This is a genomic window from Streptomyces sp. NPDC049954, from assembly GCF_040656295.1.
Classification (GTDB): domain Bacteria; phylum Actinomycetota; class Actinomycetes; order Streptomycetales; family Streptomycetaceae; genus Streptomyces.
Genome location: NZ_JBFALS010000002.1, coordinates 118,725 through 141,050, shown reverse-complemented (window position 1 = coordinate 141,050; position 22,326 = coordinate 118,725). Strand labels below are relative to the sequence as shown.

21 protein-coding genes are annotated in these 22,326 nt (G+C 71.0%); 7 read left to right on the top strand and 14 right to left on the bottom strand.

Annotated elements, in window-relative coordinates:
- Position 1 precedes the first annotated feature (1 nt).
- The 5 genes from ilvD to AB0J21_RS04085 form a co-directional block, all read right to left on the bottom strand.
- Positions 2–1,648, bottom strand: coding sequence for a dihydroxy-acid dehydratase (gene ilvD / locus AB0J21_RS04105; protein ID WP_363144231.1), 1,647 nt, complete (start codon positions 1,646–1,648; stop codon positions 2–4).
- Between the two features lie 115 nt (positions 1,649–1,763).
- A complete protein-coding gene (locus AB0J21_RS04100; protein ID WP_363144230.1) occupies positions 1,764–2,612 on the bottom strand; it encodes a fumarylacetoacetate hydrolase family protein in 849 nt (282 codons plus the stop codon).
- A 68-nt stretch (positions 2,613–2,680) separates the two neighbouring features.
- On the bottom strand, positions 2,681–4,054 hold the full coding sequence (locus AB0J21_RS04095) for a hypothetical protein (protein ID WP_363144229.1): 1,374 nt from the start codon (positions 4,052–4,054) through the stop codon (positions 2,681–2,683).
- An 85-nt stretch (positions 4,055–4,139) separates the two neighbouring features.
- Entirely contained in the window at positions 4,140–5,132 is a 993-nt protein-coding gene (locus AB0J21_RS04090; RefSeq protein ID WP_363144228.1) for a BadF/BadG/BcrA/BcrD ATPase family protein, read from the bottom strand.
- A gap of 72 nt (positions 5,133–5,204) precedes the next feature.
- Positions 5,205–6,368, bottom strand: a complete 1,164-nt coding sequence (locus AB0J21_RS04085; protein WP_363144227.1) for an SIS domain-containing protein — start codon at positions 6,366–6,368, stop codon at positions 5,205–5,207.
- Positions 6,369–6,761: 393 nt separating this feature from the next.
- On the opposite strand from AB0J21_RS04085, the gene AB0J21_RS04080 reads away from it, so the two are divergent.
- Complete coding sequence (locus AB0J21_RS04080) at positions 6,762–7,541, top strand: GntR family transcriptional regulator (RefSeq protein WP_363144226.1); 780 nt, start codon at positions 6,762–6,764, stop codon at positions 7,539–7,541.
- A gap of 185 nt (positions 7,542–7,726) precedes the next feature.
- Positions 7,727–8,578, top strand: a complete 852-nt coding sequence (locus AB0J21_RS04075; RefSeq protein ID WP_363144225.1) for an aldo/keto reductase — start codon at positions 7,727–7,729, stop codon at positions 8,576–8,578.
- Positions 8,579–8,632: 54 nt separating this feature from the next.
- On the opposite strand, the gene AB0J21_RS04070 is transcribed toward AB0J21_RS04075, so the two are convergent.
- The 4 genes from AB0J21_RS04070 to AB0J21_RS04055 all read right to left on the bottom strand — a co-directional run bounded on the left by AB0J21_RS04070 (position 8,633) and on the right by AB0J21_RS04055 (position 12,575).
- Entirely contained in the window at positions 8,633–9,124 is a 492-nt protein-coding gene (locus tag AB0J21_RS04070) for a GNAT family N-acetyltransferase (RefSeq protein WP_363144224.1), read from the bottom strand.
- A gap of 74 nt (positions 9,125–9,198) precedes the next feature.
- Positions 9,199–10,533 (bottom strand): amidohydrolase, encoded by a 1,335-nt coding sequence (locus AB0J21_RS04065; protein WP_363144223.1) that lies wholly within the window; start codon positions 10,531–10,533, stop codon positions 9,199–9,201.
- Between the two features lie 114 nt (positions 10,534–10,647).
- Entirely contained in the window at positions 10,648–11,133 is a 486-nt protein-coding gene (locus tag AB0J21_RS04060) for a nucleoside deaminase (RefSeq protein WP_363144222.1), read from the bottom strand.
- Positions 11,130–12,575 (bottom strand): cytosine permease, encoded by a 1,446-nt coding sequence (locus AB0J21_RS04055; protein ID WP_363144221.1) that lies wholly within the window; start codon positions 12,573–12,575, stop codon positions 11,130–11,132. Before AB0J21_RS04055 ends, AB0J21_RS04060 begins: the two co-directional genes overlap by 4 nt.
- A gap of 278 nt (positions 12,576–12,853) precedes the next feature.
- Here AB0J21_RS04055 and AB0J21_RS04050 point away from each other — a divergent pair, with 278 nt between their 5' ends.
- From AB0J21_RS04050 to AB0J21_RS04030, 5 genes are all read left to right on the top strand, one after another.
- A complete protein-coding gene (locus AB0J21_RS04050; RefSeq protein ID WP_363144220.1) occupies positions 12,854–14,389 on the top strand; it encodes a PucR family transcriptional regulator ligand-binding domain-containing protein in 1,536 nt (511 codons plus the stop codon).
- A 293-nt stretch (positions 14,390–14,682) separates the two neighbouring features.
- Positions 14,683–15,132, top strand: coding sequence for a hypothetical protein (locus AB0J21_RS04045; protein ID WP_363144219.1), 450 nt, complete (start codon positions 14,683–14,685; stop codon positions 15,130–15,132).
- A 560-nt stretch (positions 15,133–15,692) separates the two neighbouring features.
- Positions 15,693–16,904, top strand: a complete 1,212-nt coding sequence (locus AB0J21_RS04040; protein WP_363144218.1) for a site-specific integrase — start codon at positions 15,693–15,695, stop codon at positions 16,902–16,904.
- A 71-nt stretch (positions 16,905–16,975) separates the two neighbouring features.
- Positions 16,976–17,227 (top strand): hypothetical protein, encoded by a 252-nt coding sequence (locus AB0J21_RS04035; protein ID WP_363144217.1) that lies wholly within the window; start codon positions 16,976–16,978, stop codon positions 17,225–17,227.
- Complete coding sequence (locus tag AB0J21_RS04030) at positions 17,179–18,066, top strand: hypothetical protein (protein WP_363144216.1); 888 nt, start codon at positions 17,179–17,181, stop codon at positions 18,064–18,066. The genes AB0J21_RS04035 and AB0J21_RS04030 overlap by 49 nt, the downstream gene beginning before the upstream one ends.
- A 28-nt stretch (positions 18,067–18,094) precedes the next feature.
- Here the strand turns inward: AB0J21_RS04030 and AB0J21_RS04025 are convergent, their stop codons facing one another.
- The 5 genes from AB0J21_RS04025 to AB0J21_RS04005 form a co-directional block, all read right to left on the bottom strand.
- Positions 18,095–18,805, bottom strand: a complete 711-nt coding sequence (locus AB0J21_RS04025; RefSeq protein WP_363144686.1) for an IS3 family transposase — start codon at positions 18,803–18,805, stop codon at positions 18,095–18,097.
- Complete coding sequence (locus AB0J21_RS04020) at positions 18,799–19,011, bottom strand: hypothetical protein (RefSeq protein ID WP_363144215.1); 213 nt, start codon at positions 19,009–19,011, stop codon at positions 18,799–18,801. The genes AB0J21_RS04025 and AB0J21_RS04020 overlap by 7 nt, the downstream gene beginning before the upstream one ends.
- Positions 19,008–19,292, bottom strand: coding sequence for a transposase (locus AB0J21_RS04015; protein ID WP_363144685.1), 285 nt, complete (start codon positions 19,290–19,292; stop codon positions 19,008–19,010). Before AB0J21_RS04015 ends, AB0J21_RS04020 begins: the two co-directional genes overlap by 4 nt.
- A 295-nt stretch (positions 19,293–19,587) precedes the next feature.
- Positions 19,588–21,834, bottom strand: coding sequence for an NACHT domain-containing protein (locus AB0J21_RS04010; RefSeq protein WP_363144214.1), 2,247 nt, complete (start codon positions 21,832–21,834; stop codon positions 19,588–19,590).
- 133 nt (positions 21,835–21,967) lie between these two features.
- Positions 21,968–22,234, bottom strand: a complete 267-nt coding sequence (locus tag AB0J21_RS04005; RefSeq protein ID WP_363144684.1) for a transposase — start codon at positions 22,232–22,234, stop codon at positions 21,968–21,970.
- Positions 22,235–22,326: the final 92 nt, after the last annotated feature.

Below are 22,326 nucleotides of genomic sequence, written 5' to 3'. Positions count from 1 at the left end.
CTCACACGGTGACCGCGCCGTCCGAGGCCGAACCCACCGTGGCCACGTACTTGCTGAAGACGCCGCGCTCCACGTCCCGGTCCGGGCGGGTCCACGCGGAGCGGCGGCGGGCGAGTTCCTCCGGCGCCACGTCGAGGTCGAGCGCGTTGGCCGCGCTGTCGACGGTCACGGTGTCCCCGTCCCGTACGAGCGCGATGGGCCCCCCGTGCCACGCCTCGGGCGCGACGTGCCCGATCACCAGGCCGTGGGAGACACCGCTGAACCGTCCGTCGGTGACGAGGGTGACGGACTCGCCGAGCCCCTGTCCCACCAGGGCGCCGGTGATCGACAGCATCTCGCGCATTCCGGGGCCCCCGGCGGGACCCTCGTAGCGGACGATCACGACGTCGCCCTCCGCGATCACGCCGTCCTGGATGGCCGTGAAGCACTCCTCCTCCGAGTCGAAGACGCGCGCCGGGCCACGCCGTACGAAGTCGGGGCGGCCGCCCAGCTTGAGGACGCAGCCGTCCGGCGCGAGCGAACCGCGCAGGATCGCCAGCGCGCCCGCGCCCTTGACGGGGTGCGCCACGTCGGTGACCACCTCCTGTCCCGGCGTCTCGGTGGCGTCGGCGGCCACGTCCGCGAGGGAGCGCCCGTCGACCAGGGTCACCGTGTCCCGCAGCACCCCCGCCGCGAGCAGCCGGGCCACGACCAGCGAGGTGCCCCCGGCCCGCCACAGGTCGGCCGCCGTGTACGGGCCGGCCGGCTTGAGCGCCGTGACGATCGGCACCTCGCGGCACAGGGCGCCGATGTCGTCGATCGCGAGGTCGAGGCCCGCCTCCCGCGCGACGGCGAGCAGGTGCAGTACGGCGTTGGTGGAGCCGCCCATCGCCGCGACCGAGACGATCGCGTTGTGCAGCGCGTCCGCCGTCAGGATCGCCGAGGGCCGCAGGTCACGGGCGAGGACGTCGAGGGCGAGTTCGCCCACCCGCTCGGCGGCGGCCGTCTTCTCCTTCGCCGTCGCGGGGACGTCCCCCACGCCGAAGGGCGCGAGGCCCAGGAAGTCCGCGACCGTTCCCATGGTGTTGGCCGTGTACTGCGCCGCGCAGGTACCGGCGCCCGGACACGCGTGGCGGGCGAGGTCGTCCACGTCCTCCTGCCCGATCCGCCCCACCGCGCGCTCCCCGAGGGCCTCCCACATGTCCTGGATGGTCACCTCGCGACCGCGCCAGGTGCCGGGCATCATGCTGCCGCTGTAGAGGAGGACGGACGGGATGTCGAGCCGTGCCATGGCCATCATCGCGGCGGGCACCGTCTTGTCGCAGCCGACGATGCAGACCAGGGCGTCGAACTGGTGGGCCCGGCCCATGAGTTCGATGGAGTCGGCGATGACCTCACGGCTCACCAGGGAGGCCCGCATCCCCGGCGTCCCCATCGTCAGGTTGTCGGAGACGGCGACGGTGTTGAACTCCATGGGCGTGCCACCCGCGCGGCGGACCCCGGTGGCGACGTGGCGCGCGAGGTCGCGGTGCGTCAGGTTGCAGGGCATGGTCCCGGTCCACGTGGAGGCGATGCCCACGGTGGGGCGCCGCATGTCCTCGTCGGTCAGCCCCATGGCGTAGAGGTGGGAGCGGGCTGGTGCGCGGTCGGGATCGTCGGCGATGTTCATGGCGGCTCCTTCGACGGAGAACGGGGCCTCCCCGGAGCGGCTGGGGAGGCCGGAGGGACGGTGCGGGCGCACCTCGGGGATACGCGGGGACGGGGCGGGAGTGGGCGGGGGCGGCTCAGCCCGTCAGCTCGACGCGGTTGCTCAGCAGGCCGACGCCCGCCACCTCGACCTCCACGAGGTCCCCGTCGCGCAGCCAGAGCTTCGGCTCGCGGCCCATGCCCACGCCGTGCGGGGTGCCCGTGGCGATGACGTCGCCCGGGTACAGCGTCATGTACCGGGACAGGTAGGAGATGGTCTCGGCGACGCCGAAGATCATCTCCTTGGTCGAACTGTCCTGCACGGTCACGCCGTTGACCCGGGCGCTGATCGCGAGGTCCTGCGGGTCGGCTATCTCGTCGGCGGTGACGAGGAAGGGCCCGAGCGGGCAGAAGTCGTCGAAGTTCTTGCCCCGGAACCACTGCACGTCGGAGAACTGCGCGTCGCGGGCGGACACGTCGTTGGCCACCGTGTAGCCGAAGACGTGGGAGGCCGCCTCCTCGGCGGTGACGTCACGGGCCGTCCGGCCGATGACCACGGCGAGTTCGGCCTCCCAGTCGAGCTGCTCCGTCGTGCCGCGCGGTACGCGGACCGGGGCGGTGGGACCGGTCAGGCAGTGCGCGGTCTTGACGAAGGCCAGCGGTACCTTCGGCGTCTCCAGGCCCGTCTCGCGGATGTGGTCGGCGTAGTTGAGGCCGATGCACACGATCTTCTGCGGGGCGGCGAGCGGGCTCAGCAGCTCGACGTCCGCGAGGGGGACGCCGGGCACCTCGGCGCCCAGCGTCTCGCGGGCGGTGCCGTCGGCGATCAGGTCGCGTACGGCGTCGGCCATGAACCGGTCCTCCTCGGGGACGACGGGGTACACCCGGTCCCCGTCCACGCGGGCGGCCAGCACCCGCCCCTCGTGACGTACACGGGCGATCTTCACGGTCTCTCCAGTCGGTTGGGCGCTTGGCGGGAGCGGGGGCGGACGGTCAGCGGGAGCGAGGCGGACGCTCAGGAGAAGCGGGGCAGGAAGCGGGCCTGCGCTTCCATGAGTTCCTTCGTGAGCGCGGCCGCCGCGTCCCGGCCGGTCACCGCGCCGTCCGCGATCATCGCCTCCACGACGAGGTCGCGGTCGCCCGTCATGGCGGCCTCGACGGCCAGGTCGACCGGGGTCAGGCGCCGCGCGAGGATCGCGGTGAGCGGGGCCGAGAGGTCGGGGACCCGCACGGGGCGCAGCCCCCGCGCGGTGGCGACCGCCGGGATCTCCAGCGCCGCCTCGTCCGGCAGCCCGGGGACGCTGCCCCGGTTGGGGACGTTGACCGAGAACATCTCGCGGCGGTCGAAGGTGATCGAGCGGATGATCGCGAGCAGTTGCTCCTGTTCACCCGTGGAGCGGTCGAACGCGGACTCGTCGAGCGGGGTGTCCCCTTCGGCCTGGGCCCGCATCGACTGGTAGCGCTCCTCGCCCCACTGGAGGATCTCCGGTACGGAGAAGGCGTCGACGCCGAGCTTCTTGCCGTAGTAGTCGCCGCTCGCCCAGCGCTCGGGGAAGAACTCCACGACGTGCCGGTCGTTGGCGGCCGGGTAGGCGCCGTAGGTGCGGAAGAACTCCCACGAGAACGGGTTGTGCCAGGCCTTGCCGTTCTCCCAGATCGCGCCGATGTCCTCGGGCAGCGGCGGCTCGGCCAGCTCCCGTTCCATCCGGGCGCGGACCCCGGGCCAGGCGTCGCGGCCCTGGTGACGGAAGTCGTAGATGAAGGTCAGGTGGTTGATCCCGGCGTACAGCGTCGAGGTCTCCTCGAAGGGCAGCCCGGCGAAGGCGGCCAGTTCACGCTGCACGTGGTGCATGCCGTGGCACAGGCCGACCACCTCGGCGCCCGCGTAACGCGTCATGGCCTGCACGTTGGCGGTCATCGGGTTGCTGTAGTTGAAGAAGTACGCGTCGGGGGCGAGTTCGACGACGTCGCGCGCGATCTCGACCATGACCGGGGTGGTGCGCAGCAGGCGCGAGATCCCGCCCGGCATGACGGAGTCGCCGACCGGCTGGAAGACGCCGTGGCGCCGGCAGATGTCGTGGTCCGTCTGCCACGCGGGCCGGCCGCCCACTCCGACGCAGGTGACGACGTAGTCCGCGCCGGGCAGTTGGGCGCGCCGGTCGGTGGAGGAGCGCACCGTGATGCGGTCCTGCGCGCCCCGGGCCTCGACCATCCGCCCGGCGAGCCGGGTGGCCACGGAGAGCGCCTCGGGGTTGACGTCGACCAGCCGGATCTCCCAGCGGCCGAGGTCCTCGGCGGTGATGAGGTCGGCGAGCAGACCGCGCGTGAACACGGCACTGCCCGCGCCGATGAGGACGAGGGAACGCTGGTCGGAGAGGGTGTCGGACACGTGTTCTTCCTTTCAGGAGCGCCCGGGGGCCGGGCCGGGACCGTCCGGGGACGGCCGGGACGCAGGCCGGGCGTCGCGGGGGCGGCTACGGTCGGGCTTCGTCGCCGGCCGGGCCGGCGGGTGCGGGCAGCCTGTCCACGGCCTCGGCGGACAGCGGTGCGCCCGCGAGCCGGGCCGCGACCAGCGCGGCGCCGAGCACGGGGGTCGTACGGGGAGGGTGGAGCGCGTACGGCTCCGGGGAGGCGGTGAGGGCCGCGCCGAACGCCGCCCGCACGCGCGGCACGGTGAAGACGCCGCCCGACCAGGAGACCGGCAGGGGTTCCGCCGCCGCGGCGCCGAGCGCTTCCCGCGCGGCCCGGACGAGCGCGGCGAGTTCCCGGCCCGCCTCGTCCAGCACGTCCGCGCACGCCGGGTCGCCCTCGTCGGCGGCGCGGGAGACGCAGCGGCTCAGCGCGGCCACGGCGGTGCGGTCGAGGCCGGCCAGCAGCACGGCGTCCACCAGGTCGAGGTCGGCTTCGAGTGCGAACCGCTCGCGCAGTACGCCGAGCAGCGGCCCGGCGGGCAGCCTGCCGTCGCTCATGCGCGTGAAGAGGTTCAGCCCCCGGACCGCGATCCAGTGGGCGGAACCCTCGTCGCCGAAGAGTTCCCCCCAGCCGCCGGTCCGCGCCTGCCGCCCCCGCAGACGGCCGTAGGCCATCGAGCCGGTGCCGCTGATCACGTTGACGCCGTCCGCGAGCCCGAGCGAACCGGCCCAGCCGCACACCATGTCGTTGCCGACGGCGTAGCGGCCGTGGCCGAGGACCCGGGCGGGAAGGTCGTCGAGCGCGCGGGTGAGCGCGGCGGACTCACCGTGTCCCGGCAGTCCGAGGTAGGCGTACGTGAGGCGCCCGGCGTCCGTGCCGGCCCGGCGGCAGACCTCCGCGACGCCCTCGCGCAGCACCTTCGCCGCGGTCCTGGTCCCGCCGGGCCCGAGGGCGGGCGAGGTGGTGGGGCCGAGGACCTCCCCGCGCACGGTCCCGTCGGCGTCGAGGACGCAGAAGGCGGTCTTGGTGCCACCGCCGTCGACTCCCAGGTACACGGCGTCCTCCCTTCTCTCGGGGTCGGTTGGAGCTGTTGGACATCCGCTGGGGCGCTGCATGCGGGCGCCGGCTCAGCGCGCGGCCAGCGGGTGGATGGTGACGCCGCGCACGACCCGGTTCACCTCACCGTCCGGGAACGGGTTGTCGGGCGTCACTCCGCAGGCCAGGGAGGCGTTCAGCGCGACCAGTTGGGCGCACAGCACGGCGGGCAGGGCGAGGGCGGCGTCGTCGGCCCCGGCCATGCCGGGCACGAGCCAGGTGCTCTCGGCGGGCAGGCCCTCCGGACGGCCCGCGACCGCGACGACCTGCCCGGCGGGCAGGGCCTCGCTCAGCTCCCGGAAGATGTCGAGGTCGTAGAGGCGGGTGTGGGGATCGTTGGAGACGTAGACGACGACCCCGGTCCGGGGGGACAGGAACGCCTTGGGGCCGTGCCGGAAGCCGAGGGAGGAGTCGGCGAGGGAGCTGACGCCGCCCCCCGTCAGCTCCAGCAGCTTGAGGGCGGACTCCCCGGCGAGCGCCTTCAGCGGGCCACTGCCCAGGTAGACGAAGCGCTCCAGTTCCCGCCCGGTGAGCCCGGCCACGCGCTCCCCGAACTCCTCGGAGAGCAGGGCCCGGGCCGCGTCCTGGCAGGTGTCGAGCCCGCGGACGTGTTCCCCGCCCAGCGCGTCCAGCGCCGCGAGGAGCATGCACGTCAGGCTGGAGGTCATCGCGAACCCCTGGTCCTCCGACTCCGCCGGGGTCAGCAGGACGAAGGAGTCCGCGCGGGCGCCGTGTTCGGTGGCCAGGGCCCCGTTGGCGTTGCAGGTGATGACGAGGTGGGCGCAGTGGTCGAGCAGCTGATCGGCCAGTGCGGTCGCGGCGAGGCTCTCGGGGCTGTTGCCGGAGCGGGCGAAGGACACGAGCAGGGTGGGGCGGTCCCGCTCCTCGAAGCAGTTGCCGGGCTCGGCGACGATGTCGGTCGTGGCCACGGCCTCGACGGTGCGGCCGGTGGCGGCCACCAGCGCGGAGCGCGCGATCCCCCCGGCGTACGCGGAGGTGCCGGCGCCGGTCAGGACGACGCGCAGCCGGGGTTCGGCGAGCAGGGGGGCCAGGAACGCGTCGAGGGCGGGACGTTCCTCGCGCAGCCGCTCGCGCGTCTCGCCCCACACGCGGGGCTGCTGACGGATCTCGCGGTGCGTGTGGACGGCGCCGGCGGGCGCGGCCGGGAGGTCGCTGGTCTCGGGGGCGGTCGTCACGCGTACTCCTTGGGTCGGGGGGCGCAGGCGCCGTCGTGGTCGCGGAGCACGTCACGCACCCGGTCGCCGGGGATCTCGTACGACCGTGGGGCGGGGAGTGGTCCGGCCGCGGGGCGCGCGCACGGAACGGGTGGATGCGCGGAGTGCAGGAACAGGGAGAGCAGGGGGCGGCGACCGGAACGCGTCCGGCCGGCCGCCGGGACCTGGCGCACCGGGTGGCCGCACACGGAGGTGACTCCCCGCGCCGCACCGGTGCCCCGGCCTCGTACCGATCGATCCAACACGCCTGGCATTCGCCGTTCCTCAGGGCTGGGAGGGGCTGCTCTGCTTGGACCAGGAAGAATACTGGTATGAACCGGTCCGGTCAAAGGGTCGACCTGGTATCCTACTGGTATGCCTAGCTCCCCAGAATCAGGCGCCGCTGGTCTGCACGGCGAGTCCCTGCCCCTCTACTCCCTCGTCGCGCGGCGCCTGCGCGAGGACGTCACCACGGGCGGGATGCGCCCCGGCGACCGGCTGCCCTCGGAACGCGTGCTCGCCGAGCGCTACGAGGTCTCGCGCGTCACCATGCGCTCCGCCCTGAACCGGCTGGCCGAGGAGGGCCTGATCAGCTCCGCTCCGGCGCGTGGCTGGTTCCTCCAGGAGGACCGCTCGGCGGACCACCCGGCCCTCTCGACCCCCGGCGCGGGCCGCACCGTGCAGGGCTTCGCCGACTACGCCGTGCGGCACGGACTCGCGGTCCGCACGCGGGTCCTGCGGGCGGGGGTGCGCGCGGCGACCATCGCCGAGGCCGAGGAGTTGCGGATAGCGCCGGGCGCACCGCTGTTCAGCATGCGGCGGCTGCGGTTCCTGGACGAGCTGGTCGTGGTCGTGGAGTACAACCGGCTGCCGCTCGCCCTGTGCCCACGCCTGGCCGAGACGGACTTCACCGAGGCCAGCCTGTACGCGACCCTGCGGCAGGCCGACCCGCCGCAGGCCCCGCACGTCGCCGACTACTCGGTGGAGGCCCGCCAGCCGGACCCCGAGGAGCGGGACCTGCTGGAGATCACGGACACCACCCCCGTCCTGGTGGCGACCCAGCTCGCCTTCAACCAGGAGGCCCGCCCGCTGGAACTGACGGTCGCCATCTACCGCGGCGACCGCTACCGCTTCCGCGCCTCGATCACCGACTGAACCGCGGCGGCACGATTACGCGGGGAGCTGGCGAAGTGCCCGCCCGGAGCGCGGGAGGGAAGGTTCTCCACCATCCGTCCCGTCACGGGCGAGCTCTCCCTGGACCGGGCCACCCCGACCGCCGGCACCGCACCGCACCACAGCGCGCTGAAGGCCACAGCGCGCCACAGCAAAGGAGTTGTCCCATGGACTACGTCACCCTGAACAACGGCGTGGAGATGCCGGTCCTCGGTTTCGGCGTCTACCAGATCCCCGCCGAGGACACCGAGCGCGCCGTCTCCGAGGCACTCGCCGCCGGATACCGCCTCCTCGACACCGCTGCCGCCTACGCCAACGAAGAGGCCGTGGGACGCGCCATCAAGTCCAGCGGCGTCCCCCGCGAGGACCTGTTCGTCACCACCAAGCTGTGGGTGCAGGACGCCCCGGCGGAGCAGAACGCCCGGCGCGCGTTCGAGACGTCCCTGCACAAGCTGGGTCTGGACCACGTAGACCTGTACCTGATGCACCAGCCCTTCGGCGACGTCTACGGCCAGTGGCGCGCCATGGAGACCCTCCACCGCGAGGGTCTGGCCAAGGCGATCGGCGTCTCCAACTTCTACCCCGACCGCCTGGTCGACCTGATCGTCAACAACGAGGTCACCCCGGCCGTCAACCAGGTCGAGGCCCACCCGTTCTTCCAGCGCGCCGACTACCAGGAGCTGATGCGCGAGCACGGCGTGCGGATCCAGTCCTGGGGCGGCTTCGCGGAAGGCAGGAACGACCTGTTCGGCAACGCGCTGCTGGCCGGGATCGGCGAGGAGTACGGCAAGTCGGTCGCGCAGGTGGTGCTGCGCTGGCTCACCCAGCGCGGTGTCGTCGCCATCCCCAAGTCCGTCCGTGCCGAGCGCATGGCCGAGAACTTGGACGTCTTCGACTTCCGGCTCACCGAGGAGCAGATGGCCCGGATCGCCACTCTCGACACCGGCGCCTCACTGTTCTTCGACCACCGCGACCCCGAGACCGTCACCTGGCTCGCCCAGCGCCGCCTGGAGGCCTGACCCGGCGGGCTCCGGCGGGCTCCGGCGGGAGGCATCGGGCGGTGTGCGGGCGCATCAGCCCTGGCGCCCCTGTGAAAACCTGACCTCCATCAGGAGGTGCTCGCCTTCACTCGACACCTGCCGGAAGCCCGCCTTCTCCCAGGCGCGCACCGCCCGCACGTTCCCTCGCAGGGGATCGACGGTCACCCGCCGCCATCCGAGAGTCCCGCCCAGGTGCGCCAGGAGCGCGCGGGAGGCATCGGGGCCCAGGCCCCGGCCCCGCGCCTCGGGTCCCAGCACCAGGTCGATGCCGCCCTCGGCCGGGCCTGCGGACCAGTACTGCGCGTAGCCCACCGGCGTGCCCCCTGCCAGTACGAGGAAGGACTCCACCCGCGGCCGGCGCCGCCCGACGTACTTGTCGGCCACCTCGTCACGCGGTACCGGTACGCCGCCCCAGTGCTCGACGAAGCCGGGGGAGGCGAACCACTGGGCCAGCAGGTCCACATCGTCCTCGGTCGTCGGGACGAGACGGGTCAGCACTCCGTCGAGAACCACTCCACCGGCCATCAGCCACTCTCTCTTTCTGCTTCTGCCTGCGCGCGGGCATGTCAGGGAGGGCGGGCGACGGCGGACGGGCGCGGTCACCCGGCGAGGGCCGCCCGGCGGCGGAACAGGTCCTCGGCCGCGCTCTGTGCCTCCAGGCGTACCTTCTCCGGGTCCACGCTCCGCACCCTCCCGCCCTCCACGAGCAGCCTTCCCCCGACCCACACGTGGTTCACGTCGGCCGAGGAGGCGGAGAACACCAGGTGCGCGACCGCGTTGAAGTCCTCGCCGTGCAGCAGCGGAGTGGTGTGGAGCCGGCGCAGGTCGACGGTCACCACGTCCGCCTGCTTGCCGGCCTCCAGCGAACCGGTGACACCGTCCAGGCCCAGCGCCCGGGCACCGTCGATCGTGGCCATCGTGAGGATGTCCCAGGGGTCCCCCGTCGTGGGGTCGAGCGTGGTGACCTTCTGGAGGAGCGAGGCGAACTTCATCTCCTCCAGCAGGTCGAGGTTGTTGTTCTCCTTCTCGCCGTCGCTGCCGAGACCGACCGGGATGCCCCTGCGGCGCATCTCGGCGACGCGAGCGGGCCCGGAGGACAACTTCATGTTGGAACAGGGGCAGTGGGCGACGCTCGTGCCCGTGTCCGCCAGCAGGTCCAGTTCGTGGTCGTCGAGCCAGACGCAGTGGGCGACCACCGTGCGCGGTCCCAGGACGCCGCGGTGACGGAACTCCTCGATCGGCCTGCGCCCGAACCGCCGTACGGACTCCTCGACTTCCCACATCGTCTCGGAGGAGTGCGTGTGCAGCCCGGTGTCGAACTCCTCCGCCAGCGCCGCCGCCGCCCGGAACGCCTCCTCGCTGCAGTAGAAGAGGTGCTCCAGGCCCACCCACGAGCGCACCCGGCCACCGGCGTGGGTGCGGTAGTGCGTCAGCAGGCGGCGGTTGGTCTCCAGCGTCTCGAAGTAGTCGTAGCCGGGCAGGTCCGCGACGTACGGGACGAGCGTCGCGCGGATCCCGACCTGCTCGGCGGCGTGCGCGGAGCCCTCCATGTGGCGCCACATGTCCATCACGGAGGTGGTGCCCGCGCGCAGCGACTCCGTGTAGCAGAGGCGTGAGGCGGCCTCGGCGATCTCCGGGGTGAGGGCCCGGTGGGCGGGGTCCACGTAGTCGCGCAGCCAGTCCCACAGCGATTTCGACTCGGCCGTGCCGCGCAGGAGCCCCGAGTGCAGGTGGGTGTTGTGCAGCCCGGGGAGGACGGCGTGGCCGGTCGCGTCGACGACATGGGCGTCCGTGATGTGGGCGAGCGCCTCCGGGCGGTCCACGGCGAGGATGCGGCCGTCCTCGATGAGTACGGACCCGGGGTCCAGGGCGGTTCGGGTGCCGTCGCAGGGGACGACGATGCCGTTGTGTATCAGGGTGCGGCGGCTCGGCATGGCGAGCGGGCTCCTCACGGGTCGGGAGAAGAAGTCGGTGGGAGGGACGGTGGGGGCGCGTCCACGGAACCGGGACCACGCCCGGAGCGCGGCAGCACGGGGACGCGGGAGGGGTCATGTCCAGAAGCCGGCGTGGACCGCTGTCGCCTCCTCGCGCAGGAAGGGGCCCGCGACGTCCACCGGGCGCTGGCCCCGGGCCAGGACCTCGCGGCACGGCAGGGCCATCGTCGGGTTCTCGGGATTCGCACCGGTGAGGGCGAGGAGTTCGTCCTCACCGAGCGCGTACACGAGGCGGCCGACACCGCTCCAGTAGAGGGCGCCGGAGCACATCGCGCAGGGCTCCGTCGACGTGTAGAGCGTGGCGCGGGCCAGCGTCCCGCGGTCGAAGGCGCGCGTCGCGAGCCGTACGAGGTTCGTCTCCGCGTGTCCGGTCGCGTCCCGCTCGGTGACCACGGTGTTGCGGGCCTCCAGCACCGCCTCCCCGCCGAGGACGAGGAGAGCGCCGAAGGGGTGGTTGCCCGCCGCACGGGCCGCCGCGGCCAGCGCCACCGCCCGGCGCAGGAAGGCTTCGTCCTCGGTCGACGGGATCGGCGTGGTCATGATTCGCTCCTCAGCTTTTCGTGGGCAAGCTCTTCGTGGGCAAGCTCTTCGTGGACAAGCTGCTCATGGACGGGCTGTTCGTGGGCATCGGGATGATGGCCCGTCACGCCGCCGGAGGCGGAGCGACGGCGTGGGGCCAGGAGGGTGTACGCCCCGCCGGCGACCGCGAACCCGGCGAACAGGCCCAAGGGGCCGAGTCCCGGATGTGCGGCGGCCACGGGCCCCGTGAACAGAGACTGGTTCATGAACGGGATCTCGACGGCCAGCGCGAGCAGTACGCACGGCAGGCCCCACCCGAAGGGGCGCCCCGGGGCGTGCCCGTCCGTGGCCAGGGGCCGGCCCCGGCCCCAGTACGCCGCGATCATCACCGCCGCCCACGGCGCGAGCCAGTACCCCGTCATGAGCAGGAAGTCGTTGAGCTGCGAAGCGAAGTCCCCGTGCCCCGCGTACCAGGCGAGCGCCGTGCCGAGGCCGCCGACGACCAGGACCGACGTCCAGCGCGGCAGCCTGAACCCCGCGACGAGCGCCGCCATCGCGCCGGAGTACAGGTCGATGACCGTCGACGCGAGCGTGGACAACAGCAGGCACAGGAGCACGACCGTGCCGAGCGCGTGCGGCAGCAGACCGCTCACCATCCCGCTCGGGCCGGTCAGCGCGCCGCCGGTGCCCAGGGCCGCGCCGAGCGAGCCGATCCACACCCCGGCGACCGCGCTGCCGCCGCCCGCCGCGAGGAACACCCGGCGGGGCGGGCTCGTCGCGGGCAGGTAGCGGCTGTAGTCGGAGGCGTACGCGGACCAGCCGAGGACGCGGGCCGCCGTGACGGCGACGACCAGCAGGAACGCGGCGGCCGAACCGTCGGCCGCGTCCACCGCGGCCTGCGCCTTCGCCTGCCCGAAGCCGTAGACCGACAGCACCGCGAAGACGAGGACCAGGACCACGGCCAGCCCCCGTTCCACGGCGTGGATGAGGCGGTAGCCGACGAGGGCGATACCCGACTGCGCGCAGGCCATCAGGGCGAGCGCCGGGCCGAAGCCCATGCCGGTCAGATCGCGCAGGAGGAAGATGCCGAGGAGCGAGTCGACGACGCACCAGCCGACCCCGTTCACGACGGTGAACGCCGCCGACGGCAGATTGCCGAGTCGGCCGAAGGGGCCCCGAGCCTGGACGAGTTGGAGCATTCCGGTCAGCGGTCCGCGCGTGGAGAAGAGGCCGACCAGCCCGGAGCTGAGCAGCGTCCCGACCAGGATCGCCAGGACGGCGGGGGCGAAGTCCAGCCCGAACACCGAGGTCGACAGGGCACCCACGCTGAGGGTGGCGAACTGCACGTTCGCACCGAACCACAGCGTGAACAAGGACGAGGGACGGCCGTGGCGCAGTCCGGGCGGTACGGGCTCGGCACCCACCCGTTCGAAGGGGAGGGGGTGTGCGGGGTCGGCGCGCATGACGGGCTCCTCACGGAGGACGGCCGGGGAAGGGCCGGCGGAACGGGGCGGGCGGGCATGCGGCTCGACGCGCGGTCCGGGGGTCTCGCGTCGTCCGGTCCGCGTGGAACCCAGTGAACCCCCGGCCCCGCCCCACCGGGACTGCGTGATCCTCCAGAGGGCACAGCCCGTGCCAGGGGGCGGCCCGTAGCATGCTCCGAACCACGTGCACAGCGGCGTGCATGCCTGTAACACGTGCTGCTCCTCGCCGCGGCACGCGGACTGGAAGGAGGCCGCCGGTGCTGCTGACCGAACTGATGGACATGCCGCGGCTCGGGCTGACCCCGGTCGTCGCCCCCGGTGACCGGGCCCGGGAGGTCCGGGGCGTCTGCACCACCGACCTGCCCCATCCCGGCCGCTACCTGGACGGCGGTGAACTCGTCCTCACCAGCACCGTCTGGTACCGCGAGCCGCGCGACGCCGACGTGTTCGTCGCCGCCCTGACCGGGGCCGGCGCCGCCGCGCTCGTCGCGGGCACGGCCGACATCGGTGAACTGCCCGAGGCACTCGTCGAGGCCTGCGTCCGGCACACCCTGCCGCTGTTCACGGTCGGCGACGACGTGTCGTACGCGGCCCTCACCGAGACCGTGCACGCCGCGCTCGACGGAGGGCAGCGCCGCATGCCGTCGGCGGGACTCCACCGCGCTCTGGTGGCGAGTGTGGCGGCCGGTGCGGGTGCCGAAGGGCTCGTCGACGCGTTCGCACGGGCCACCGGGGTGTGGTGCGCCGTCCTGTCGGCCACCGGACGGCTCCGGGCCGGCGGCCTGGCGGAGGTGACGCGTGAACAGCTCGCGCGCGCCCATCACGAGGCGCTCGCCACCGGGGGCTTCCCCGCCGTACGCACACTGCCCGGCGGCGCCGGGATCACCTTCTTCCCGGTCCAGTCACCGGTCGGGCACCGGCCGCCCGCCGGATACCTCGCCGCGTCCGGCGACTTCCGCGACTGGGCGCCCGGCGTGGCCGACGCCGCGTGGGAGGTGGCCGCCCTGCTGGCCCTCGACGGTGCCGCCGGACAGGAGCGCCGCCGCATCGAGGCGCGTCTGCTGCGCGAGGCCCTCGACCTGCTCGCGGCCGGCCGGGAAGAGCCGGCCGAAGCGCGTCTGCGCAGCCTCGGCCTCGACCCCGGCACCCCTCTGAGCGCCCTGTGCGTGAGCACGACCGGCAGCCCGTACGGCGCCGAACTCGCCGCCACCGTGCTGGAGGACGTCGCCGAGCGGCTGCCCGGCTGCTCGGTGCCGGTGCCCGTCGAGGACGGGGCGTACCTGATGCTCGTACCGGCGCAGGAGAGCGAGGAGGAACTCGGGGCGGTCGCCGCGGCCGAGCGGCTGGCACCGCTGCTCTCGGGCGGCCGGGCCGCCCTGGCCACCGGCAGCGCGGCGACCGGCGGGGCCGGGCTGCGCCGCTCCGTCGAGGAGGCGCGGTACGCCCACCGCCTCGCCGGCCTCGGCACCGGCGCCGTACGCACCGCGTCCAGCGCGGACCTCTCCTCGTACCCGCTGCTGCTCGCCGCCGTCCCCGAGAACGTCCGCCGCCTCTACCGCGACCGCCTCATAGGCGTGGTCGAACGCTACGACGCCGAGCACCGCAGCGACCTCGTGGGCACACTGCGCGCGTTCCTCGACGCCTCCGGCTCGTGGCAGCGCTGCGCCGAGCAACTCCATGTCCACGTCAACACGTTGCGGTACCGGCTCCAGCGTGTCGAGCAGCTCACCGGACACAGCCTCGCGACCCTGCACGACCGCGTCGACTTCTGCCTGGCCCTCAGCATCACTTGAGCAGCCGAGGGCCTGCTCCGGCGTTGTCGTCCCGGTGCCCGGGGCCTGCCCGTCGACACGTGACAGGCGGAGACGGCCGCGCCGAACCGACGACCGATGAGGACGAGCTCAAAAACCCGAGCGGGTGCTGATTGCTCCTCCGTCCCAGGCCGCCGATGTCGCGGCGGTGGCGGGCGGGTGACGGACCTGCCTTGGCTGACGCTGATCCAGTGGCATCGCCTGGAGCGTGAAACCCGCACCACGCTCTCCACGACCGACATCCTTGGCGCCATCGAGGACGGGTGGGAGCGACGTTGATCGTCATTGACTGCTTCAGCCTCGTGCACTTCCTCCTTGACCAGGGCAAGACAGGAACCGCGATCCGCGAGCGGGTGAGCCGCACCGACACTCTGGCAGCGCCGGGCCTGCTGGACTACGAGATCACCTCAGCCGTCTTCGGGCTGGCCCGCGGCCGGCGAGGGGGCAAGCCGAAGATCACGGAGAAGGAAGCCCCGAAGGCGATCACCGACTACCAGAGCCTCGCTCTCGACCCGCACGAAGAAGCCCCAGCCGAACCAGGGTGTACAAAATGTGTACGGCCCCCGGGGACGATCTTCCCCGAGGGCCGCGCCATGTGGCCGTTGACCAGCCACTTTCCCGTTGAGCCCCCTGTCGGATTCGAACCGACGACCTACGCTTTACAAGACCGTGAGCGTTCGTGCTGTGTGGTGCCTGGTCGTGCCGCCGAGTGCTGTTTCGCCTGATCAGAGTGCCTGCGGCTGGTTGACGTGTGCCCCGTCGTGTTTCCCCGTCCAAAGGCGTCCGGCCACCGGCTGGCCACCAGGGCGGCCACCAACGACGCCAACAGGAGGCTCGAAGCACGTTGTAGGTCTTCCACAGTCCCACCGGGCAGCCGGTTCCACTCCCTGCGCGCGCCCCTTGAAAAGTACCTGCTTGTGGGCGGTACCAGCGTCGCCAGTACGGCTCGGTTCCAGAATATTTCTTTGGCGGAGCTGACGTTGTTCCGGCGAGACGCGGACGGGCAGGACGTAGAGCTGACCGGTTCGACGGTGGCGCTAGAGGCGAAGCTGCAGCGGCAGGTCGAGGCCGGGCTGGAGCAGATGCTCGGCATCCGGTTCCTGGCCTCGGAGGGCCCGACGGGCCCGTGGCGCCGGGGGCGGATCGACACGCTGGGGGTGGACGAGAACGGCGCCCCGGTGGTGGTGGAGTTCAAGAAGGGCTCCGACAACGAGCTGTTGACTGAACTACTGGCGGAGTTTTCGCAGGTCAGTGGCCTTGTGGCGGAGACGTCGCTGAGTCGGCCATGGAGGCATCTCGAGACCTGGCGAGCCTGTCCATCCCCCTGGTCGGGGAACTGGTGGCCATGGATGATCCGTGGGAGCCCTACCGGCTCATCGACCCGGACAGAGAACCGGTCGAGGGAGCTCGCTCCTTCCTACGGGACCTGCAGGGAGCCGGCCGTTCGGCAGCGACGGCCCGTTCCTACGGGATGGACATGCTGCGCTGGTTCCGCTTCCTTTGGGCTGTCGAGGTGCCGTGGGACCGAGCGAGCCGGATCGAGGCGAGGGACTTCTCCCGCTGGCTTCAGGTCGCCGGGCAGCCGAGACGTCCGCACTGGCGACGCCCGAGCGAAGCGGGCCGGTGGGCCGCAGGGGGCAAGCCGTACGCATCGTCGGTGCGAGCGCACAGCGAGACAGTGCTGCGGAGTTTCTACGACTTCCACCGCGACATTGGCACCGGGCGGGTCCTCAACCCGTTCCCGCTGGACCGAGCACGTCGCGGTCGGCGGGCTCACGCCCATCGCAACCCGATGGACCCGGCCCGTAACGAACGCGCCGGGCTCTACCGGCCGAGAGTGCCCAACAGGGTGCCCCGCAGCGTCCCTGACGAGGAGTTCAACGAGATCTTCGCCCGGCTTCCTTCGCACCGGGACCGGGCCCTGGTTGCCTTCTACGTCTCCACTGGCGCCCGTGCCAGTGAACTGCTCAGCACTTGGCAGGCCGGCGTTGATCCGGGGCGCCAGCTGATCTCGGTGGTTCGCAAGGGCACCGGCGAGGTCCAGGAACTTCCCGCCTCGACCGATGCGTTCGTCTGGCTGCGGCTCTACCAGCTGGAGATGGACGATGCGATCCCGCGCGGGCGGGGTCTCCCGCTGTGGTGGACCCTGCGCTCGCCGTCGAGGCCGTTGACCTACCATGCGGTTCACCGCATGTTCGAACGGGCGAGCTCCAAGGCGGGAACTTCCGCGACGCTGCACGCGCTGCGGCACACTGCCGGCTACCGGATGGCCGAGGACCCCAGCCTCCCTCTCACAGATGTCCAATTCGTCCTTGGTCACGCTCAGTTGACCACGCCGCAGCTTTACCTCACGCCTCGCAAGGAGGCGGTGATCCGGCGCCTACTGGCCCACCACGCCGAGCAGACGCGTCAGGCGGCCGGCCGCGTCGCCCCGCCTCCAGCAGCCGACTACCGGCCGGAAAGTCTCGATGTGCTGTTCGGAGCCGGTGCCCGGTGACCATCACTTCGTTGGCGCGTGCCGGCTCTCGCGCACCGGCCGCTGGATTGGACCCTCAACTCACCCGTTCCATGGCAGCCCAGCAGCGCTTCCCCGCCCGCGCCGTTCCGGACATCTGGCCGGGCACCGAGCGCTCCCGCACTGAGGTGGCCCGGCGGCTGTCCCGTCCGCCGTTCACGCTGGAGAACGTCGGCAGCGAGCTGCACCACAAGCACGGCATCGTCATGGTGCTGGACTGGCTGGAAGACCAGCCGGGACAGACCTGGCAGGAGCGGTGGCGGCCAGCGGCATCGAGCAAGCCGGCTCCGCCTGGCGGCCAGTGATCAAGCAGTGGCTGCACGAGCGCGGTCTCAAGGCAGCCTGGCTCATGCCGGTGGTGGGCCGGGCCCTGACGACAGTGATCAGTGCTGATCTTCTGCGGCCGTCGGTGGACTGGCTGGCCGCGGGGGCCAGTCGCCAAGGGGTTCTGGTTCGCTCCATGGCCCGCAGCCGCGACCCGCGCGGGTTCGAGCGCTTGCGGGAGCTGGGCGCGTCAGTCGAGGACGTACGGTCGGGTGCCGTCAGCGCAGCTCTCTGCCGCAGCGCCCTCATCCTCGCGGCCAAGGGCGGCATGCTGACCGGGATCACCGTCGGCGACGTCCTGGAGCTCTTCGAGGCCCAGGCCACGGTCCTCAAGCGGATGACGGCGGGGACGGAAGTGTTCTACCGGCTGCTGCACCAGCTCGGAGCCCTGGGAGAGCATGCCCCACAGAATCTGCGCGAGGTCCGCAACCGAGGACAGCGGACCCCTGAGGAACTGGTCGACCGCTACGAACTGCGCTGCCGTCCCGTCCGTGACCTGCTGGTGGACTATCTCCGTGAACGCCAGCCCGCTCTGGACTACAACAGCTTGAAGTCTCTCTCCTACCACCTCGGCAAGCGCTTCTGGCAGGACATCGAGCACCATCATCCCGACGCTGACAGTCTCCGTCTTGCCCCGAACGTCATCGGGCAGTGGAAGCAGAGGATGCGCACCAAGGACAAGACCGTTATCGGCCCCGACGGCCGACGCATGAGCACGAAGGTCGAGAGGCTCAACCACCGGGACACGCTCACCCAGGTGCGGGCCTTCTACCTCGATATCGCCCACTGGGCATTGGAAGATCCCGGTCGCTGGGGCTGAGGTTCCCCCGTTGCTCGGGAGGTGCTGATCAGCGGGTCAGGGCGGGTTGGAGGGGTTTCAGGTTCGCTCGTTCGGCCGTTGCCTGCTCGGCGTAGTGCTTCTCCTCGAACTCGATCGGGCTGAGGTAGCCGAGCCGCTTCTGGATGCGCCGGCTGTTGTAGAAACCATCGAAGTACTCGAAGAGCGCGAGGTTCGCCTCGGCCCTGGTGACGAAGACGCGACCGCGGACGCACTCGGTCTTCGTCAGCATCCACAGATTCTCCGCGAGGGCGTTGTCGTAACTGTCGCCGACCGAGTCCATCGAAGCCTCAATTCCCGCCCTCACCAGGCGAGTTGTAAGCTTGATGGACGTATATTGGCAGCCGTGGTCGGCGTGGTGAATGAGCTTGCCGGGCTCGACCTCGCGGGAGGCGAGCGCGTACTCCAGGCTGGACAGGACCAGGTCGGTGTCCGCGCGGGCGGAGGTTTTCCAGGCCACGACCCGGCGGGAGAACGCGTCGCGGATCGCGGACAGCCACAGCGGTCCCTCTGCGGTCGGGATCATCGTCAGATCGGTGACCCACAGACGGTTCGGCCCCTGAGCGGTGAAGTCCCGGTTGACGAGGTCCGGGGCGAGCGCGGCCTTGGGATCCCGGCGCGTGAAACCGCCCCGGCGCGGGCTGAGACCCGCCAGACCGGCCTCGCGCATCAACCGCTCGACGCGCTTGCGGCCCACGTGGACGCCCTCGCGTTTCAGCATGGCGTGCACCCGTGGCGACCGTAGATGCCACCGGACCCGGTATGGATCGCCTTGATCTGCTCGGTGAGCTCGACGTCGCGGCGCCGCCGCTCGCAGGGCTCCTTCTCAGCGCGGCGCCAGCGGTAGTAGGTGGAGGAGGCGATGGAAAGCTCCCGGAGTACGCACTCGACTCCCAGGTGTGGATGCTCGTCGAGGAGCGCGGTCACCTGGGCCGGGTCGGGTCGAGTTGCGCCGCGAAAAACGCCGAGGCCGTCCGCAGCACGTCGTTCGCCCGCTTGAGCTGGGCGTTCTCCTTCCGCAGTGCCACCAGCTCGGCGTGTTCGTCGGTAGTCAGCCGGTCATCACGCTCACCGGCATCCGCCTCGGCCTGCCGGATCCAGCCCCGCAGGGCCTCGGGGTGGACGCCAATGTCGACGGCCAGCTTCTTGATCTGCGGCTTCGGATCCGACGTGCGATACATCCGCACCGCACGCTCACGCAACTCCAGTGAGTATTTTCTGGGGGGCAGCCATGGTCGATGTTCCTCTCATGAAAACCATCTGCCCCTCTGTCATCGACTCCCGCATCCCGGGGGAACCTCAGGTAGATGATTGTCACCATCGCACTGGGTGTTCGAGCGAGCTGAATATCCCGCGCCTCCCTATTCTGTCGCAGCGGACCGGCGACCGGTGGGCCGCTGCCACTGTTGGGTTTGCCGTGTGACCGAGAACGCTACAGCGGGCGCGCTGTCGATCACATTGGTATAGAGGGCGCGGGATTCGGTGGATGCCGTGCGAGTCTTCCTATGTGGCGGGTGGCCAGGGCTGCTGAGCAAGGTGGCGTTGCAGTTCGATGTGCCGGAACTGGTAGACGGTTCCGATCTGCCTTAGCACGCCGCGGTGTTCGTGCGCATCCTGGAGAAACGGCATGAGACGCCAGGGCACTCGGCGGCGTATCGCAAGGTAGGTCCTTGATGCCACGAAGTCTGCCCAAGCTGTATGGAAAGCACCGACCGCCAGACCAATAATTACCCCGCAGCCGACCGTGATTGCCACTTCGGCCGGCGAGGGAACGGCGAATATGGTGAAAGGGGTGATGAGACCGGAGGCGAGACCCCCCATCGGCGCGAACGTAAGGCAGATGCGGCGGTCCAGGGCAAGTAGTGGGGCCGCTCCGACCTCGGTGGTTAGGTCGGAAGGATCTGATCTCATCCCTCGCGCGACTATGTGCAACAACGCAATTATAGGCCCGAGAAAATATCCAACACCACTAAAAATAATCAGGCCAGGCACCCAAAGCAATGCGATCAGCGTGGAGCTGAGCGACCAGCGGATTCGCGCCTTGGGTGCCCCTGTACGCGTCCGTCTGAAGACGGTCAGCAGCGTGATGACAGCCCCTCCGAGGATGAGGTATAGCGTGGACAATTCCTTCCACTGTGGCGTCTCGATGCCTAGCAAGGTTGTCGCGAGAAGGGTAAACGCTATCCAAAGGATGCTCAGAGTGAGGCTGTAGGCGAGCGCGCGGAGGGCCAGGTTCAGACGTGTGCCTGGGGTGCGCCGGATTGCGGGCAGTAGCAGGGACAGGGTGGTGGAGGCGAGTGCGAGGGAGAACCCGATTGCAAAGCCTACCCACGGGGCACCAGTGGACACTGAAATGAATGCAATCCCGATGCCGCCGAGTACACCGTAGATGATGCGTTTGGTGCGGGCGGAGACAGCGTAGTGGAGTTCCCACCAGGCGAGGTTGGGGGTGCCGTCGCGGTGGTTTTCCAGGTGGTGGGCAAGAAAGGTGAGGGTGCGAAGAGCCTGGAGTTTGGTCCAGGGGGACGGGTTGGGGTTGTGAGGGCTGTAGGCGGCGGGGATGTAGGCGTTGAGCAGGTGGGTGTCCAGGGCGGCACGGGTGGGGTAGGCGGCGGTGTCGCAGAGTTCGTCCGGGTGTGGGTAGGGTCCGGGCGTGGCTTGGGGGCGGGGGTTGTAGATGGTGCGGGCCAGGAACAGTCCGAATGGGGTGCTCAATGCTTGCCCGGCAGGGGTGTTGGTGCCCAGGTGGGTGATCACCTGGTTCCAGCGGTTGGCGGCGGAGGCGTGGGGACCGCCTGCGTCGCGGCGGAGGTAGTCGGCGGCGGACTGAGGTGTGAGGGGGAGCAGGTGGATGCCGGCTGCTCCGTTGAGCCGGACCGTTGCGTCGGGCCTGGCCAGGGCTGTGCGATAGGGGGCGGCGCGGCTGGACAGGACCAGGGGCTGTCGGGCGAGCATTGTCCGGTTGAGGGTGTCCAGCGCCACGGTGTGCAGGGCTGGGGGTAGCTCGTCGAAGCCGTCGAGCAGCGGGATAATGCTTCCGGTTGCCAGCAGAGCCTGAGCCAGATCGGCATGACGGGTGCCTAGTGCGGCGGTGATGGTCGGTGCTGGGGCACGCAGGCCGGGGTAACTGCGTCGTAGCTGTTCGGCCAGCCAGGCTTCGAGGGAATCGTGGGTGGGGTCCCAAGAGGCGAGGGAGAACAAGACCGGTACAGGTTCGCCATCCTCCCGGCGCTGGATCAGATCCTGGAGCAGGCGGATGAGCAGCACGGTCTTGCCGGAGCCGGGCTCGCCGAGCACGACCAGCCGACGGGTGGGCACGCGGTGGGCGAAGACCTCGTGGATCTGCACGTAGTGTCCCGCGAGATCGGCCTCGTTCGCAGGCCACCCGGCGGGATCACCGGGCGGGCCGCCGGGCCAGTCACTGGCCAGGCTGGTCAGCCGGGCCCAGGGCTCGGTCAGTGCCGCATCGGCCGTACGCCAGGCGACGGGCAGAGGATACGGGTCGTTCAAGCGCCGGGCCTCGACCTCGTCGTCCCACTGCCGCTTCACCGCGAACGCAAGCTCGTCGGCAAAGATACCCAGCCCCACATCGGCATTCCGGCCCAGCCGGGCATGAATTGTCAGCACCAGAGCCACCAGACCGCTCACCGCGCCGACCACACTAGCCTTCTGATCCGCTTTGTCCCACCCGCCAACGATGCCGCTGATGACCAGCCACACGGCTGCCGCCGCGCACACACCCCACGGCACCACACGCAACCAACGACCCCTGTAACCCATAACGGGCCACTCTGTCGTGACCCACACGTCCCACGGGCGGGAATGGTCGGATTGGCTGGATCGACAGCCTCTGCCTCCCCCAGCAACTGAGTAAGAGGATGTCTCACGTGGTGATTTTCGCCAGCTTCTTGTAGCAGGTCAGCGTGGCGGCGAGGCCGAGGAAGGCGAGGAAGTGGGTGCCCTTTCGCTCGTATCGGACGGTGAGGCAGCGGTAGCCGAAGAGCCAGGCGATGGATCGCTCGATCTTCCAGCGGTGTCGGCCGAGCCGTTCGCCTGATTCGATGCCGGGCCGGGCGATGCGTGGGATCAGTCCTCGTTCGCGCAGCCAGGCGAGGTGCTCGGCGGAGAAGTACGCCTTGTCGGCGCGGATTTCGGGCCCGCCTCGACAGAGTGCACCGACTGCCCGAGACCGCCAGCCTCGCCCCCGGCGTACACCCCGCTGGTGTCACGAGCGGCACGATC